A 14,703-nucleotide genomic window follows, 5' to 3' on the forward strand; every position below is an offset into this window, starting at 1 on the left:
GGGCTACGGCTTATGCGTGGCGGGGGACCACGAGGCGAGGTCCTCGGGGAACATCGGCCGCGCGATGTGATACCCCTGCGCGTAGTCGCACCCGAACTCCGTGAGCAGGTCCAGCACGCCGGAGCACTCGACCCCCTCGGCGGTGCATTCGAGACCGAGAGCCTTGGCGAGGTCGAGCATCGAGCGGACGAAGATCTCCGCTTCCCGTGCCTCGGCGATCTCCATCACGAACGACTGATCGATCTTGACCTCGCTGAACGGCAGCGCCGCCAATTGGCGCATCGATGAGTAGCCCACGCCAAAGTCGTCGATCGACAACCGGAACCCCTGGAGCCGGAGTCGTGTGAGGAGCTGCAGCGACAGGCGAGCGTCCTCGATCCGGCTCGTCTCCGTCAGCTCCAGGATGATGCGCCCTGGGTCGACGCCGCGCTCCTTGCAGGCACTCACCAGGCGTTGGTCCAGGCCGGGGGTGCTGAACTCGCTCGCGGAGATGTTGAGCGACAGGTGCACGTCGCCCGGGCCCACCACGTCCGTGAACCATTCGAGCGCGTTCGAGAGCACCCGATCAGTCAGCGCGGCCGCCAAGCCGGTGTCCTCGGCGCGGGTGACGAACGTCGATGGCGGAACCGCGACTCCGTCGACCTGCCAGCGAGAGAGCACCTCGTAGCCGACGACGGCGCGGGTGCGGCACGATACCTTCGGCTGGAGCGCGAACCTCACCGCGTTGCTGTCCAGCGCTTCGCGAAAGCGCTGCGCGAACTCCTGGTCGTCCCACTCGGAGAGGGGCTCGTAGTCGCCCGGCTGAGGGGGCTGAGGGCGAGCCCCCGTTCGACCTCGCAGCACTGCCTCGACGTCCGCGGCGGTGCACGGCTTGGCAAGCGCCCCTGCATAGGTGAGCCCGTGCGCGGCGGTGACCTCGTGCGCGGCGTCGATGACGCGTGCACCCATGCCGCTCGAGATCACGACGGCCGCCTCGGACCCCACCTCGGCCAGGTGCGCGACTACGGCGAGACCGTCCATCTGGTCCATGACGAGGTCGACGAACACGTGTGTGGGGCGCCACTGGCGTTCGGTCTGGAAGAACGTGTCCGGGTCATCGGTCAACTCGCATGCGAATCCCGCGGCTTGGACATGGGCTCGCAGCATCTGACCGACCAAAGGATCGTCGTCGATGATGAGCACGCGTCCGGTGCCAGGCGACTCGGTCATGTGTCCGCGCGGACCGACTCGGAGATCTTCTCGTGCACGCGAATGGCCAACTCTTTGGCGGAGTACGGCTTGGCGAGCAATGCGACTCCTTCGTCGAGCTTGCCGTTGTGCATGATCACGTTCTCGGTGTAGCCCGAAGCGTACAGGACCGGTGTGCCCGGCCGGGAGGCCACCACGCGCTCAGCGAGGTCCCTGCCAGTCATTCCGCCGGGCATGATCACGTCGGTGAAGAGGAGGTCGACGGTGTCCATCTGCGCAAGCTGCTCGAGGGCCTGCGGCCCGGTCGCGGCGGGCGTGACGTCGTAGCCCAGCGACCGCAGGTGCTTCGTCGCGAAAGCCCTCACCAGTGCATCGTCCTCAGCGAGAAGAATCACTCCAGATCCCTGGGTGGGCAAGGAGTCCGACGACGGCTTCGCTTCTTGCGGGCGCGCTCCATCAGGCGCCAAAGGTAGGTACAGGCGGAACGAGGACCCGTGGCCTACCTCCGAGTACACCGTGACATGCCCGCCGGTCTGGCGTGCGAAGCCCCACACCATCGCGAGGCCCATTCCGAAGCCGTGTCCTACATCTTTGGTAGTGAAGAAGGGATCGAAGAGTTGATCGAGCACCTCGGGTGCGATCCCCATACCCGAATCGGTGACGGTCACGACCACGTAAGATCCGGGTTTCACTTCTGCATGCGACGTCACATAGGACTCGTCCAGGTGCTTGAGCTCGGTCTCCACCGTCAGCGTGCCGCCATCGGGCATCGCGTCCCGGGCGTTGATCGCCAGGTTCAGCACGGCACTCTCGAACTGGCTCGGGTCCACATGGGCCGCAGGAAGGTCCGGCGTGAGCACGGTTTCGACGGTGATGTCGTCGCCGAGCGTGCGATGAAGTAGCGACTCGAAGCCTTCGATCAGGCGGTTGACGTCCGTGTGCTGGGGAGCGAGGGGCTGGCGCCGTGCGAAGGCGAGCAACCGGCCCGTGAGTTCCGCGCCCCGCCCGGCGGCCTGGCGGACGAGCCCGATCATGTCGCGAGAACCGGCAGAGATTCCGTCGTCGCGCGACACCGCGTCTGCGCCGCCGATTACCACCGTGAGGAGGTTGTTGAAGTCGTGCGCGATCCCGCCGGTGAGCCGCCCCACGGATTCCAGCCGCTGCGCTTGCTCAAGCCGTTCGCCCAGCTCTCGCGCGTCTGTGATGTCGCGGAAGAACACCGTGATGCCCAGCGAGCTGGGCGTGGCGGTGATCTCAAGCCATCGCGAACGTGCCTGGTCGTAGAACGTCAGGAACTGCGATACACCGCTCGCCATCGCGGTCTCATAGGCCTCCTGTACTGGCGTGCCGAGAACATCGGGGTACTCGGCCCACCACTCCTTGCCAACCAGGGACTCCCGGGGGCGCCCCGACATTTCTTGGACACGGTCGTTCATGTAGGCGATGCGCCAGTCTCGACCGATGGCGAGCACACCATCGGAGATGCTATCGAGAATCACGTCGCGATCGTGGGCGAGCTGCTTGGCCCGCTCCTCTACGGTGTGCGCGTGGTGGACGTCGATGGCACTTCCCCACCAACGCGTGGCGTGGCCTTGGTCGTCGTACTCAGGTTTCGCGCCCACGCGGTGCCAGCGGTACTCGCCAGAATGGTGGCCTATACGGAAGGTCGCTTCGTACGGCAGGCCTCCCGCGAGCGCCGCCGTCCAACGCTCCGTCATCATCGGTACATCGTCGGGGTGGAGGAGAGTCAGCCAGCCTTCGCCCATGAGGTCGTCGAGTTCTCTCCCTGAGTACTCTGCGAGCGCCTCGCTGATGTAGTCGATCTGGCCGTCGGCGTTCGCGCTCCAGACAGCGAGGGGAAGTGCACTCGTGAGCTGCGTGAACCTGCGCCGTTGTGCCTCGGCGGACCGTTCCGCTTCGCGCCACGGTGTGAGGTCCTGAATGGTGCCGTGTAAGCGCACCGGGTGACCCTCGTCGTCCACCTGTGGCTCGCCGATGATAAGGATCGATCGTCGCACCCCGTCAGGAGCATCGATCTGGCACTCCTCGAAGAATGGCTCACCGAGAGTGACCGCGTGCGCGATGGCGTCATCCAACCTCTGGCGGTCCCCACCGACGAAGTCGGAAAGAACCTCTTCGAGCCGGGGGCGGTGTCCTGCAGGCCGTCCGTGGATCGCGGCGACCTCATCCGACCAAACGATGTGACCGTCGTCGTACGCGTAGGACCAGGTGCCGATTCTGCTCAACGGGTTTGCGGTGTCGACAGCCCCAAAGGCTCCGGTATCGCTAGCGGGGGAGAGGGCGGCGGTCGCGCGGCCGGAACGCGCCGATACTGCGGCAATGACCAGCGCGACGATCATCGCGACGGCCGCGAGAACCGCAATTACACTCGGCTGGCCGGTCGTCATTGCGATCACGGCCACGATTCCTGCGGTGACCGCCGCGATTGCGGCAGCCAATGCGAGCACCCGTGGCGGTATCGATTTCTGCATCGTCGCCATGGTGGACCATACCAACACTCGATCGACCTGTGGAAATGGCTCGGCGAGAGCAGTTGCTGGTCGGGTGCCTACACGGCGACGCCCACCAAGTGGCCGATGCCGTAGGTGATCGCCATGGCGAGCGTGCCGCCGATGACGTTGCGCAGGATGGCGCGCGGGTACGGCGAGTGGGCGATCCACGCGGACATGGTGCCCGTGAGCGCGAGCGCCATGATCACCGCGGCGAAGGTGAGGGGGACCTGCAGAGGCGGCGAGGCGAGCAGGATGGTGAGCAACGGGATGATGCCGCCGAGCGTGAACGCGGCGAGAGAGGCGATCCCTGCCTGCATGGGGCTCACCAGCTGCTTGGGGTCGATGCCGAGGTGCATGAGCGCGTGAATGGCGAGCGCATCGTGCGCCGTCTGCTCCTTCGCCGCGACGTGGGCGGTCGGCTCGGACATGCCCGTGCGCATGTTGAGGCGCGCGAGCTGTTCGAGCTCCCACTCGGGTCGCTCGTCGTGCCAGCGCTGCTCGCGCGCGAGCTGAGCCTTCTCGGCGTCCTTTTGCGAGGACACGGACACGAACTCGCCGACCCCCATCGACAACGCACCCGCCGCGAGGCCTGCCGCGCCGGCAGCGAGGATGGCTGCGTGGTTGTCAGGTGTCGCGGCGGCGACGCCCACCACGAGCGCGGCGATCGACACGATGCCGTCGTTGGCGCCGAGCACGCCGGCGCGCAGTCCGTTCAACCGACCGGTGATGCGATTCTCGTCAGGCTCCGCGCGCGTGCTCATGCGGCCAGATTAGGCGCCGATGCGGGAGAGCGCTAGCAAGGTGAACCTGACTTGGGAGCACCGAAACCCCTGGTAGGGGTGCGGTTAAGTCGCCCTTTCGGTGCGGCTTTGCTACAGGCTCGAGTGCTGCGCGCCGACGTCGAGCAGCTCGATCACCGGCGAGCCCGCCTCGTCGGACGCCTCCAGGTTCACCGCCGCCGTGATCGCCCAGTCGTGATCTCCCGCCGGGTCGTCGATCACCTGCCGCACCACCCAGGAGCCTTCCGGGAGCGCCCCGTCCGGGATCGCAGCAAGCGCCGCTCGTGCATGGCCCTCGTCGTGGTCGCCACTGGGCTCGACGAACGTGATCAGGGCTGCCGACCGCGCATCCGGGCCGATGCCGATCGCACCGTTGCCCTGCGCCTCGAACAACGGGTCCAGGGCGTCCCGCCATGCTTGCGCGTTCCAGCCTGCGGGCGCGTCGAGCGCGCCGAGTGCCGCGTAGTCCTCGCGCGCAGCGAGCTCCACCCGGCGGAACATCGCGTTGCGCACCAGGCGGCGCAGCACGCGGGGGTTGCCGGACATTGGGCGTGCCGGTCCCGCGACGGTGCTCGACGTGGCAACTGAGGCCGGGTCCACGTCGTCGCCGAGCACGACCTCGGGGTTCAGCAGGCGCTCCCACTCGTCCAGTAGCGAGGAGTCCGTGCTGCGGACGATCTCGCCGAGCCACCGGGTGATCGCCTCGACCTCTTCGGTGCGGTGTTCCTCGGGAACGGTCTGTCGCAGCGCCCGGTAGCCCTCCGCCAAGTAGCGCAGTACCACGCCCTCGGTGCGCTCGAGGCCATAGACGGACACCAGGTCTCCGAACGACATGGCCTTCTCGAGCATGTCCCGCACCACGGACTTGGGCGAGAGCTCGGCGCCGAGGATCCACGGGTTGGTACGGCGGTAGGCGATGAAGGCGGGCTCGAGCAAGTCAGCCAGGGGCTTGGGCCACGTGACCTCCTCGAGCAGCTCCATGCGCTCGTCGTACTCGATGCCGTCGGCCTTCATTGCCGCGACGGCGACACCCCTGGCCTCGTGCTGCTGCGCCATGAGGATCTGGCGCGGGTCGGACAGCGTCGCTTCGATGACAGACACGACGTCCAAGGCGTGGTCCCGCGCGTCGACGTTCAGGAGGTCCATCGCGGCGAGGGCGAAAGGCGACAGCGGCTGGTTGAGCGCGAAGTTGCGCGGCACATCCACTGTCAGGCGCACCGTGGGGCGCTCTCCACGGGGATGAGTCGGGTCTGGCACGCGCAGGTGCTCGACCACGCCGGCGATCCTGAGCGAGCGGTAGATCCTGAGCGCCTGGCGCATATGAGCGGAGCGCTGCGCCGGGGTGTCATGGACGGCCTCGAGCAGGTTGCGCATCGCGAGCACCGGATCTTCGGAGTCACGGCCCAGGGAGGGATTGGCCACGCCGCGCGACAGCACGTTGAGGACCATCGCGTGCGTCACCGCGAAGCGGCTGGTGAGGGGCTCGGGAGGTGCGTCGCGCAGGCGCTCGAAGGTCGCATCGGTCCAGTTCACGGACCCAGCGGGAGCGCCCTTGCGGACGATCTTCTTGAGCTTCTTGGGATCGTCGCCGGCCTTGGCCAGCGACTTGCGGTTCTCGATCACGTGCTCGGGAGCCATCACGAGGACCTCGCCCTCGGTGTCGAACCCGGCACGGCCCGCGCGCCCCGCGATCTGATGGAACTCGCGCGCGGAGAGGTGACGCATGCGCTCGCCGTCGTACTTCACGAGCGAGGTGAGCAGCACCGTGCGGATCGGCACGTTGATGCCCACCCCGAGCGTGTCCGTGCCGCACACGACCTTGAGTAGGCCCTGTTGCGTGAGCCGCTCGACGGTGCGCCGGTACTTGGGCAGCATGCCCGCGTGGTGCACGCCGATCCCGGCGCGCAGGAACTTGCTCAGCGTCTTGCCAAAGCCGGTGGAGAAGCGCGTGTCCCCAAGCGCATCGGCGATGGCCTGGCGCTCCGTCTTGGTCGCGACCTGCGTGCTCAGCAGCGCCTGCGCGCGGTCGACAGCGTCCTTCTGCGTGAAGTGCACGATGTAGACGGGCGCGCGGCCGGTCTGCACGAGCCGCTCGACCACCTCGGGTAGCGGCTCCACGCTGTAGTCGAACGCGAGCGGAACCGGGCGCTCGAGGGTCGTCACTTCGGCCACGGAGCGGTCGCTGCGTTCATTCAGCGCCTCGACCAGCCAGGTGGTGTCCCCGAGCGTCGCGGACATGAGCACGAACTGGGTGTCCGGCAGTTCGATCAGCGGGACTTGCCATGCCCACCCGCGCTGCGGGTCGGAGTAGAAGTGGAACTCATCCATCACCACCAGCGACGCATCGGTGGCCGCGCCATCTCGGAGGGCGAGGTTCGCCAGGATCTCGGCGGTGCAGCAGATGATCGGCGCGTCTGGGTTGACCGCCGAGTCGCCGGTCATCATTCCCACATTCTCGGTGCCGAACATCTCGATCAGGGAGAAGAACTTCTCGCTCACCAGGGCCTTGAGCGGCGCCGTGTAGTACGTCCGGCCACCTGTCCCGGCGCGGTGCGCGGCGAGCGCGGCGAAGTGCGCCCCGGCGGCCACGAGCGTCTTGCCGGATCCCGTGGGCGTCGCGAGGATCACGTGCGCGCCGGAGACGATCTCGATCAGCGCCTCGTCCTGGTGCGGGTACAGCGGCAGGTGCTGATCGACGGCCCACTCGCTGAACGCTTCGTAGAGGGCATCCGGGTCGGGCTCAGCGCCAGGCGCGGTCTCTGGCAGGCGGGTCAGCAGCGGGGCGTCGGAGGAGGTCATCGTGACCATTGTGGCCGACATGAGTCCTGGCGTTCCTCCAGGATGCAGCGGAGCCGGGAAACGAGTCCCGACGTTCCTACTTCATGGGCCGGGGCGTGAGCCCATGACTGCCGAGCCCACTCGCACCATCGTGGAGCCCTCGGCGATGGCCCACTCGAGATCCCGAGACATGCCCATGGACAGATGCCAAGCGTCGGTCAGCGGCAGCGAGCCACTCTCCGAATGGATCAGCGCCGCGTCGCGAATCTCGCGCAGGCGCCGGTAGCCCGCACGCACTCTTTCTTCATCGCGAGAGTTGAGGCCGATGGTCATGAACCCCGTGACCGTGAGCGCCGGGAGGGCCTGCACGTTGCTCGCGAGCGTCAGCGCCTGGTCGGGGTCGACGCCCGCCTTGGACTCCTCACCCGAGACGTTGACCTGGATCATCACGTCCAGCTCGCGTTCCGCCTCGACGCACAGTCGCGACAGCCGCTCGGCAAGCTTCATCGAATCGACAGTCTGGACGGAGGTCGCATGCTCCACCGCGATCGCGGCCTTGTTGCGCTGCAGTTGGCCGATCACGTGCACGCGCGCCCCCGCCTTCCGCAGCGCGTCGCCCTTCTCGGCGAGCTCCTGCATGCGCGACTCGCCCACGAGCCTGCCGCCGGCGGAGACCACCGCCACCGCCGCATCGGCATCCCAGGTCTTGGTCGCCACGAGCAGCTGGACGCCTGCGCCCGCGCGGCCGCACTGAGCCTGCGCGATGTGCATGCGTGCCTTGATCTCGGCGATACGCCCGGCATAGTCCCAGCCTTCGAGGGCCGCGGTGAGCGCGCTCATGCGGGCTTGGCGATCGGCGCGGTGGTGGCGTCGGTGACGCTCACCAGGTCGGCGGGCGCGAGTTCGATGTCGAGGCCGCGCTGCCCGCCCGAGATGTAGATCTGATCATGGTCGAAGGCGGTCGCATCGAGGATCGCCCGCAGCTTCTTGCGGCCACCCACGGGCGAGATCCCGCCCAGCACGTAGCCGGTGACGCGCTCGGCCTCCTCGGGGTCAGCCATGATGACCCTCTTGACGCCGATCGTGCGGGCCACCGCCTTCAGGTCCAGCGACCCGGCGACGGGCACGATCGCCATGAGCAGCTCATCGCCCGCTTTGACGCACAGCGTCTTGAAGACGCGCTCCGGAGCCGCGCGCAGAGCCGCTGCGGCCTCCTCGCCGTACGAGAGCTCCGAGGACGGATCGTGCTCGTAGGGGTGGAGCGTGTACGGAACATCTGCGGCGATGAGAGCGGCGACGGCGGGCGTGCTCGCGCTGTCCTGGCTGGCCATGGGCACCAGTGTGCCGCATGTGTCGAGTGCCGCGGATGGCCTACGCTCTCGGGGTGACCAGCGACAGCCCGACCCTCGTGGACATGTGGACCGACGGCGCCTGCAAGGGCAACCCGGGCGTAGGCGGCTGGGGTGCGTGGATGCGCGCCGGCGGCAAGGAGCGCGAGCTGTTCGGCGGCGAGGCGCAGACCACCAACAACCGCATGGAGCTCACCGCGGTGATCGAGGGCCTGAAGGCTCTCAACCGCCCGTGCGTGGTCACGCTGCACGTCGACTCGCAGTACGTCATGAACGGCGTCACCAAGTGGATCCACGGCTGGAAGCGCAACGGCTGGAAGACCGGTGACAAGAAGCCGGTCAAGAACAAGGAGCTGTGGATCGCGCTCGACGAGCAGGTCGCGCGGCACGAGATCAAGTGGGTATGGGTCAGGGGCCACACGGGCGACGTGGGCAACGAACGCGCCGACATGCTGGCGAACAAGGGCGTCGAAGTGGCCCGCCGCGCCTGACCCCTGACACACTCCCGCCCCCCCGCCCTCGCGCACTCCCGCCCCGCGCCCGCGAACTAGGCAACTCATGCTCACGGTGAGCCGCAACAAGCGCTGTGGAGGCAACTCATGTCCAAGTGCCTCGCGTCACCCCCGCCGGGCACCAGCCGCGCCCCCTCGAACTAGGAAGCTCAGGACTCCTTTTCGGCCCCGCCCGTCTCCTGTAGGAACGCCAGGACTCATGGCGCGCCGATACCCTGCCCGAGTGACCACCCACCCGCTCCCGTCGACCATCGCGGCACCGGTCGAGCACAGAATCGAGGTCAAGAAGTCCGTCTTTCTCGCCCGGCTCGAACCCGCACAGTCCATCGAGGCGGCCGATGCGGTCGTCGCCCAAGTGCGCAAGGACCACTGGGATGCGCGTCACCATTGCACTGCGCTGGTGATCGGGCCACACGCGGATCGCCAGCGCTCGAATGATGACGGTGAGCCCGCTGGCACCGCAGGCGCACCGATGCTCGAGGTGCTGCGGCACCGCGGCGTTACGGATGTCGTCGCGGTCGTGACGCGGTGGTTCGGCGGCACGCTGTTGGGAGCCGGGGGGCTGGTCCGCGCTTACAGCGGAGCGGTGACGGGGGCACTGGACCACGCTCGGTTGGTCGAGCGCGTGCGCCTCACCCAGATCACGGCCGATGCGCCCCAGGCTGAGGCGGGCCGTATCGTCGCGTTCCTTCATCAGTGGTCCGAGACACATGGCGCGGTGCTTGACGAGCCCCGCTACGGCAGGGCCGTGAGTCTCTCCGTGCACGTAGCGCCCGAACTCGTGCCGGTGCTGGGGGCGGAGCTCGCGGCGCTCACCGGCGGAGGCATCGTGACGACCGTGGGGGAGACGGCGATCGTCGACCGGCCCGCGCGCTGACGTTCCTCCAGGGCGTGTGCCCAACGCGAAGTGTGTACACAACCTTCGTGCAGGGCTGCGGAGCGAGAGGCCCATCGTCCTGGAGAGCACGCTCAGCAGGCGGCGTAATCTTGGTGGTGATGATGCCACGACTGCCTTCCACACGCCGCCGCCACAGCGCGGTCACGGCGCGGGTGATCGCGCTCATCAGCCTCCTCGCGATTGCCGCCGCGCTCGGGTTTGGGGCCCAGCACACCACCGCCCCCGGCACCTCCGCGCTGGAGGCCTCCATAGCGGTCGTAGGCGTTCACGCAGTGGCGGATGCGTCGCATTCCGAGGCGGGTTGCCCCTCCTGTGCGGGGCACGAAGAGGGCGCGATAGCCGCCTGCCTCATGGTGCTCGTGGTGGCCGTGATGATGGCGGTGCGCCGCAGCGCCCCCACCTCGTGGCAGACCAGGGTCCCTCCGCGCGTCTACCAATGGGCACCGAGGTTGCTTGAGCGACCCTCCACACCGCGGCTTGAGGTGCTCTGTATCTGTCGGACGTGAGGGGTGTGCGAGCAGGCCGGGAAGTCACCCGCAGTCGCGCTCGCGTCTCAACCGCTGTGGCTCGTCACGGTTCGGGCCGCGCACCTCTCTCACTCTCATCACGACAGAAGGACTCATCATGAACCGCACGCTTTCCCGCACCGCGCGACGCACCGTCGCAATCATCGCCGCGACAGCGGCCATCTCTCTTGGCGTCGCAGCCTGCTCTACGACACCGGAGGAAGCGCCGACTCCCCAGGCCGAGACCCCCGCTGCCACGTCCTCCGCGTCGCCCGCCAACGCCACGGCGGACGCCATGCTCGCGCCTGAAGGCCTCGACGGAGTCGACGCTCGCACCGTCGTCGACACGCTCGATGCGACGGCGCTCGGCGACCGAACCGATGCCTTCGTGGCGTCCGTCCGCCCCGATGAGCTGCTGCTCACCGATGCAGACGGCACCGAGGCCTCACTGCCGATGCCCGATGACGCGTTCTACGTGTCGTTCGCGCCGTTCATCGAGACGACTCACGAGTGCTACTTCCACTCGCTCACCACGTGCGTGGGTGAGATGCAGGGTGAGCAGATTCAGGTGAGCATCACTGACGCTGCCACCGGTGACGTGATTGTCGACGAGGAGATGACGACCTTCGACAACGGCTTCGTCGGTGTGTGGTTGCCGCGGGACATCGACGCCGAGGTGACCATCGAGCAGGACGGGCTCAGCGCGACCACCACGCTGTCCACCTCGGACGCCGAGGACGCCACCTGCATCACCACCATGCAACTGGCCTGACGACTGCCACCAGAGATGGCGGCGGGTGCCCCAGTCGGGGGTGTCCGCCGTCATCACTGCGTCTCGCGCGGCGTCCGATGAGTCCTGACGTTCCTACAGAGCGCGCCCCCAACCGGATCAGCGCGCGGTACGTTCTTGCTGGCATGAGAGGCAGGGGGACCACCGAGTGAGCGGTTGGCGCGAGACGCTCGACGAGCTCGTGCGCCTGCGCGGCCGCGCGCTGTTCGGATACGCCTACATGCTGACCGGCGACGCTGTAGCCGCCGAGGATCTGCTGCAAGACGCCCTCGTGAAGGCGTTCCGCAGTGGCCGTCACGCTCGATCGCTCGATGCGGCACATGTCTATGTGAAGCGGTCCATCGCGACATCGTTCGTTGATTCCGGCCGGCGAGCGGCCGCGCGACCGGTGAACGATCCGCGCGGCGACGCCTTCGAGACGTGGGCCCGCCAGCACCCAAGCTCGGCGGATCTCACCGCTCGCATGGACGATGCGCTCGACCTGCGGGCAGCCTTGCTCACCTTGTCTCCGCGGGAGCGGGCATGCGTGGTGCTGCGGTACCTCGAGGACATGCCCACGGCAGATGTCGCCGCGACGCTCGGGATCGCGGTGGGATCCGTCAAGCGGTACGTGTCTGACGGTTTAGCGCGGCTCCGGATCGCAATGCCCGAGATGAACTTCGGCGAGCCCGGAACCGTACCCGTCGATGCCCATGAGAGGGGGACGCGATGAGCGATGCACGGCAGGCGTTCCACGATCTCCACGGTCTCGCCGGGGGAGGCTTCGATGCCTCTGAGATCGCCCACGGTCCCGATCGAGTGGAGCGGCGCGTCGCCAGATGGCGCGGCGTGCGCATGGCGGTCACGTCCGCAGCGAGCATCGCGGTGGTGGCGGCCGTGGCAGTTGGGGCGAACGCAACGCGCGCGGCGGAGCCGTTGCCGGCGAGCTCTCTCGAGGCCCCTGTGACCGCGACGGCGACACCCACGCCCGATGCGGGGGTCTCGCAAGGGACGGACCTCGCCGGGTGCTCGGACGCGGTGGTCGTCGCCGGCAAGCCGGTGGGCAACCTCGGAGGGCTGGAGGGGTGGTTCAACGGAACGCCGGTTGCCCCGTGCAGCGAGTGGGACCAGCAGATCCTCGATCATCCCGACACCGTGCTCATCTACACGGGCGACAACACGATGGTCGAGGCGTACTACCGCACCAGCATCGACGCGCTCGGTCCCTACTCAGACCTGGGGCCGGACTTCAAGGTGCCGGATCCTGACCCGGACTGGCCTGAGAACGTCCTGGTGCTGATCGACGCGCGCTCGGGCGAGGTCCTTTCGGTTCACGAGGTCCCCGAGACGTTTGGCACCGCCGAAGAAGGTGCGACGGCGATCTCCGACCGGCTCCTCAGCGACACGGCTGCACTGGAGGATCGGTTCGCAGCGGTGGCGAGTGAAGCGGACGCCCCGGATGGCTTTCAGATCGACCCCTCGGCGTCGGTCATAGGGACCGATGCCGACCTCGCGGACCCGTTGGTGTTCGTGCCTGCCGACTATCCCATCGGCGAGGACCTGCCGTCGATCTCGGCGAGGATCGTGCCCGGCGATGAGACTGCGGCACTGTCGCCAGACGCTGTGCAGGTCAAAACGCAACTGCCCATCACAGGGGCGACGCTCACCGAGATCGCCGAACCGGGAAGCGCGCGGACACCGTCGATGCAATTGAGCATTCCGATTGGTGACGACGCCACTTTGCTTCTCGTGGGCTACAGCGCCTCCGCCGACCGCTATCTCATCGAATTGGTCGCGTGGCACATCCTGGCCGAGTGAGCCCGCGCAACGAGTCCTGACGTTCCTACAAAGGGGCTCATTGGGAGGTGCCGAAGACGGCGTCGCAACGGCCCCCTTGTCTTCAAGGAGCGAGTTGAGGCACGTGCGTCGCAGCGCACTTCCTGAGCGACTCCTGTTCGCTGACAGCGAAATTCGCGTGACGCAGCATCCGCGCGACCTCTTTCGCCGGAAGTAGTCGTTGAAGCGGTCGCATCGGGCGCCCGCCCGTGGAAGGGAAGCTCAATGAAGCGCATCATCGCCACAGGATTCATCACCGCCATCGCCATGGTCGGCCTCACGGGGACTGCGAATGCCGCGCCTGCGGATGCCGCCTGCTTTGGCCAGGTCCACAAGGCCGTCAACAGCGGAGCCTTGGCGGCAGACGGAATCTCCAATGTCGGGGATCTCGTCAAGGCCTTGGGTGGCCAGGGCAAGAACTCGGCGGCCAAAGCGCTCTTCTGCTCGTAGTCGAGCTCTTCGCCACCGGACGAGACCGGCGGATCGGACCCGGGGGCCCGGCCGCCGGTCTCGTCGCGACGCGCCCAACACATCGGTGAAGACGTAGCCATTCGACGTTCCTGTCTCTGTCACGCGATGTCGCGCGGTCAGTCATGGCTTGCCTACGGGGCGCTCGCCCACCGCAAAGCGTGTGCATGACCTTCCTAGAAGGGCGCGGGTAGGGGTCAGGCGGCGAGGATCTGGTCGCAGATGTCGATCAGCCGCTGGCGCAGCGGCGCCACTCGCGCCGCGAAATCGCGCTGACGGCGGGCGTACTCAGACTTCCCGGCCGCAGTCTCGACGGGGATCGCCGCCAGCCCGTATGAGCTGACGTCATACGGGGACGCCTGCATGTCCACACGCCTCACGTCGCGCGCGAGCTCGAAGCAGTCGAGCACCAACTCGCCGGGCACGGCCGGCTCCAGTTTGAGGCTCCACTTGTACAGGTCCATGGTTGCGTGGAGGCAACCGGGCTGCTCCGAGTCGACCTGCCCCGCGCGGGTCAGCGCGTGCGCATTGCGCGGCGCCGCCTCGGCGGTGAAGAACCGGAACGCGTCGAAGTGTGTGCATTGAAGCGGGTGGGATTCGACCACGGCGTCCGTGCCGTCGCCGCCCAGGCGCAGCGGCAGTCCGTGGCGACGCCCGGCATCGGAGGCGCGGTAGACCATGGCCCACTCGTGCATCCCAAAGCAGCCCAGGACTGCGGAGCGGCCGGCCGTCGCGGCCAACAGCCGCCGGATGTGACCGGCCGCCTCGCCTCGCTCGCTACGGAAGGCACCGAGGTCGAGCGCTGTCACAGCGCCGTCGGTCCCGTACCAGCGCCAGCCCGCGTGCTCGTCGGCGTCCGCAAGAGCCACGCCGATGCCGGGGTGCCATCGGCGCAACCGCCCCGGCTTGGTCGAGTAGTACTCGAACAGGAAGTCCTCGATCGCATGCCGCTCGTTCCGAGCGCGGCGAGCGCGGTGGTCCGCCGTCAGCGCATCGGCCCGCTCTTGGTGCGCCGCGGCACGCTCACGCCAATCCGCGGCAGCGAGCACCGTGTTCTGAACAGCGTCGCCGCGAACAGCGTCGTGGGCGAGGGCGGCGGGCATGACA

At 67.8% G+C, this 14,703-nt stretch carries 13 protein-coding genes; 6 read left to right on the forward strand and 7 right to left on the reverse strand.

Going from position 1 to position 14,703, the window contains the following annotated elements; genetic code table 11:
* Window positions 1-3: 3 nt before the first annotated feature.
* From ACNI3K_RS06150 to ybaK, 6 genes are all read right to left on the reverse strand, one after another.
* Window positions 4-1,209, reverse strand: a complete 1,206-nt coding sequence (locus ACNI3K_RS06150; RefSeq protein WP_419390962.1) for an EAL domain-containing response regulator — start codon at window positions 1,207-1,209, stop codon at window positions 4-6.
* Complete coding sequence (locus ACNI3K_RS06155; protein WP_419390963.1) at window positions 1,206-3,680, reverse strand: PAS domain-containing protein; 2,475 nt, start codon at window positions 3,678-3,680, stop codon at window positions 1,206-1,208. Before ACNI3K_RS06155 ends, ACNI3K_RS06150 begins: the two co-directional genes overlap by 4 nt.
* 77 nt (window positions 3,681-3,757) lie before the next feature.
* Window positions 3,758-4,462, reverse strand: coding sequence for a VIT1/CCC1 transporter family protein (locus tag ACNI3K_RS06160; RefSeq protein ID WP_419390964.1), 705 nt, complete (start codon window positions 4,460-4,462; stop codon window positions 3,758-3,760).
* Between the two features lie 111 nt (window positions 4,463-4,573).
* The gene (locus ACNI3K_RS06165; RefSeq protein ID WP_518486593.1) at window positions 4,574-7,279 is read right to left on the reverse strand and encodes a DEAD/DEAH box helicase; all 2,706 of its coding nucleotides are present in this window, start codon (window positions 7,277-7,279) and stop codon (window positions 4,574-4,576) included.
* 81 nt (window positions 7,280-7,360) lie between these two features.
* On the reverse strand, window positions 7,361-8,098 hold the full coding sequence (locus ACNI3K_RS06170) for a YggS family pyridoxal phosphate-dependent enzyme (RefSeq protein ID WP_419390965.1): 738 nt from the start codon (window positions 8,096-8,098) through the stop codon (window positions 7,361-7,363).
* Window positions 8,095-8,589 (reverse strand): Cys-tRNA(Pro) deacylase, encoded by a 495-nt coding sequence (ybaK, locus tag ACNI3K_RS06175; RefSeq protein WP_419390966.1) that lies wholly within the window; start codon window positions 8,587-8,589, stop codon window positions 8,095-8,097. The genes ACNI3K_RS06170 and ybaK overlap by 4 nt, the downstream gene beginning before the upstream one ends.
* 83 nt (window positions 8,590-8,672) lie before the next feature.
* Here ybaK and rnhA point away from each other — a divergent pair, with 83 nt between their 5' ends.
* The 6 genes from rnhA to ACNI3K_RS06205 all read left to right on the forward strand — a co-directional run bounded on the left by rnhA (window position 8,673) and on the right by ACNI3K_RS06205 (window position 13,578).
* Entirely contained in the window at window positions 8,673-9,098 is a 426-nt protein-coding gene (gene rnhA, locus ACNI3K_RS06180; protein WP_419391113.1) for a ribonuclease HI, read from the forward strand.
* Between the two features lie 244 nt (window positions 9,099-9,342).
* A complete protein-coding gene (locus ACNI3K_RS06185; protein WP_419390967.1) occupies window positions 9,343-9,996 on the forward strand; it encodes an IMPACT family protein in 654 nt (217 codons plus the stop codon).
* A gap of 645 nt (window positions 9,997-10,641) precedes the next feature.
* Window positions 10,642-11,295 carry a CueP family metal-binding protein gene (locus ACNI3K_RS06190; protein WP_419390968.1) on the forward strand — a complete coding sequence of 218 codons (654 nt, stop codon included), beginning with the start codon at window positions 10,642-10,644 and terminating at the stop codon, window positions 11,293-11,295.
* A gap of 166 nt (window positions 11,296-11,461) precedes the next feature.
* Complete coding sequence (locus ACNI3K_RS06195) at window positions 11,462-12,025, forward strand: sigma-70 family RNA polymerase sigma factor (RefSeq protein WP_419390969.1); 564 nt, start codon at window positions 11,462-11,464, stop codon at window positions 12,023-12,025.
* A complete protein-coding gene (locus ACNI3K_RS06200) occupies window positions 12,022-13,110 on the forward strand; it encodes a hypothetical protein (RefSeq protein ID WP_419390970.1) in 1,089 nt (362 codons plus the stop codon). The genes ACNI3K_RS06195 and ACNI3K_RS06200 overlap by 4 nt, the downstream gene beginning before the upstream one ends.
* 243 nt (window positions 13,111-13,353) lie before the next feature.
* Entirely contained in the window at window positions 13,354-13,578 is a 225-nt protein-coding gene (locus ACNI3K_RS06205; RefSeq protein WP_419390971.1) for a hypothetical protein, read from the forward strand.
* Window positions 13,579-13,793: 215 nt separating this feature from the next.
* Here ACNI3K_RS06205 and ACNI3K_RS06210 read toward each other — a convergent pair whose 3' ends face one another.
* Window positions 13,794-14,699, reverse strand: a complete 906-nt coding sequence (locus ACNI3K_RS06210) for a 3-methyladenine DNA glycosylase (protein ID WP_419390972.1) — start codon at window positions 14,697-14,699, stop codon at window positions 13,794-13,796.
* Window positions 14,700-14,703: the final 4 nt, after the last annotated feature.

Source organism: Demequina ureilytica (genome assembly GCF_048553575.1).
GTDB lineage: Bacteria > Actinomycetota > Actinomycetes > Actinomycetales > Demequinaceae > Demequina.

Coding starts and splice junctions, on each gene's coding strand:
- ACNI3K_RS06150 (WP_419390962.1), bottom strand. CDS start 1,209: ATGACCGAGTCGCCTGGCACCGGACGCGTGCTCATCATCGACGACGAT.
- ACNI3K_RS06155 (WP_419390963.1), bottom strand. CDS start 3,680: ATGCAGAAATCGATACCGCCACGGGTGCTCGCATTGGCTGCCGCAATC.
- ACNI3K_RS06160 (WP_419390964.1), bottom strand. CDS start 4,462: ATGAGCACGCGCGCGGAGCCTGACGAGAATCGCATCACCGGTCGGTTG.
- ACNI3K_RS06165 (WP_518486593.1), bottom strand. CDS start 7,279: ATGACCTCCTCCGACGCCCCGCTGCTGACCCGCCTGCCAGAGACCGCG.
- ACNI3K_RS06170 (WP_419390965.1), bottom strand. CDS start 8,098: ATGAGCGCGCTCACCGCGGCCCTCGAAGGCTGGGACTATGCCGGGCGT.
- ybaK (WP_419390966.1), bottom strand. CDS start 8,589: ATGGCCAGCCAGGACAGCGCGAGCACGCCCGCCGTCGCCGCTCTCATC.
- rnhA (WP_419391113.1), top strand. CDS start 8,673: ATGTGGACCGACGGCGCCTGCAAGGGCAACCCGGGCGTAGGCGGCTGG.
- ACNI3K_RS06190 (WP_419390968.1), top strand. CDS start 10,642: ATGAACCGCACGCTTTCCCGCACCGCGCGACGCACCGTCGCAATCATC.
- ACNI3K_RS06200 (WP_419390970.1), top strand. CDS start 12,022: ATGAGCGATGCACGGCAGGCGTTCCACGATCTCCACGGTCTCGCCGGG.
- ACNI3K_RS06205 (WP_419390971.1), top strand. CDS start 13,354: ATGAAGCGCATCATCGCCACAGGATTCATCACCGCCATCGCCATGGTC.
- ACNI3K_RS06210 (WP_419390972.1), bottom strand. CDS start 14,699: ATGCCCGCCGCCCTCGCCCACGACGCTGTTCGCGGCGACGCTGTTCAG.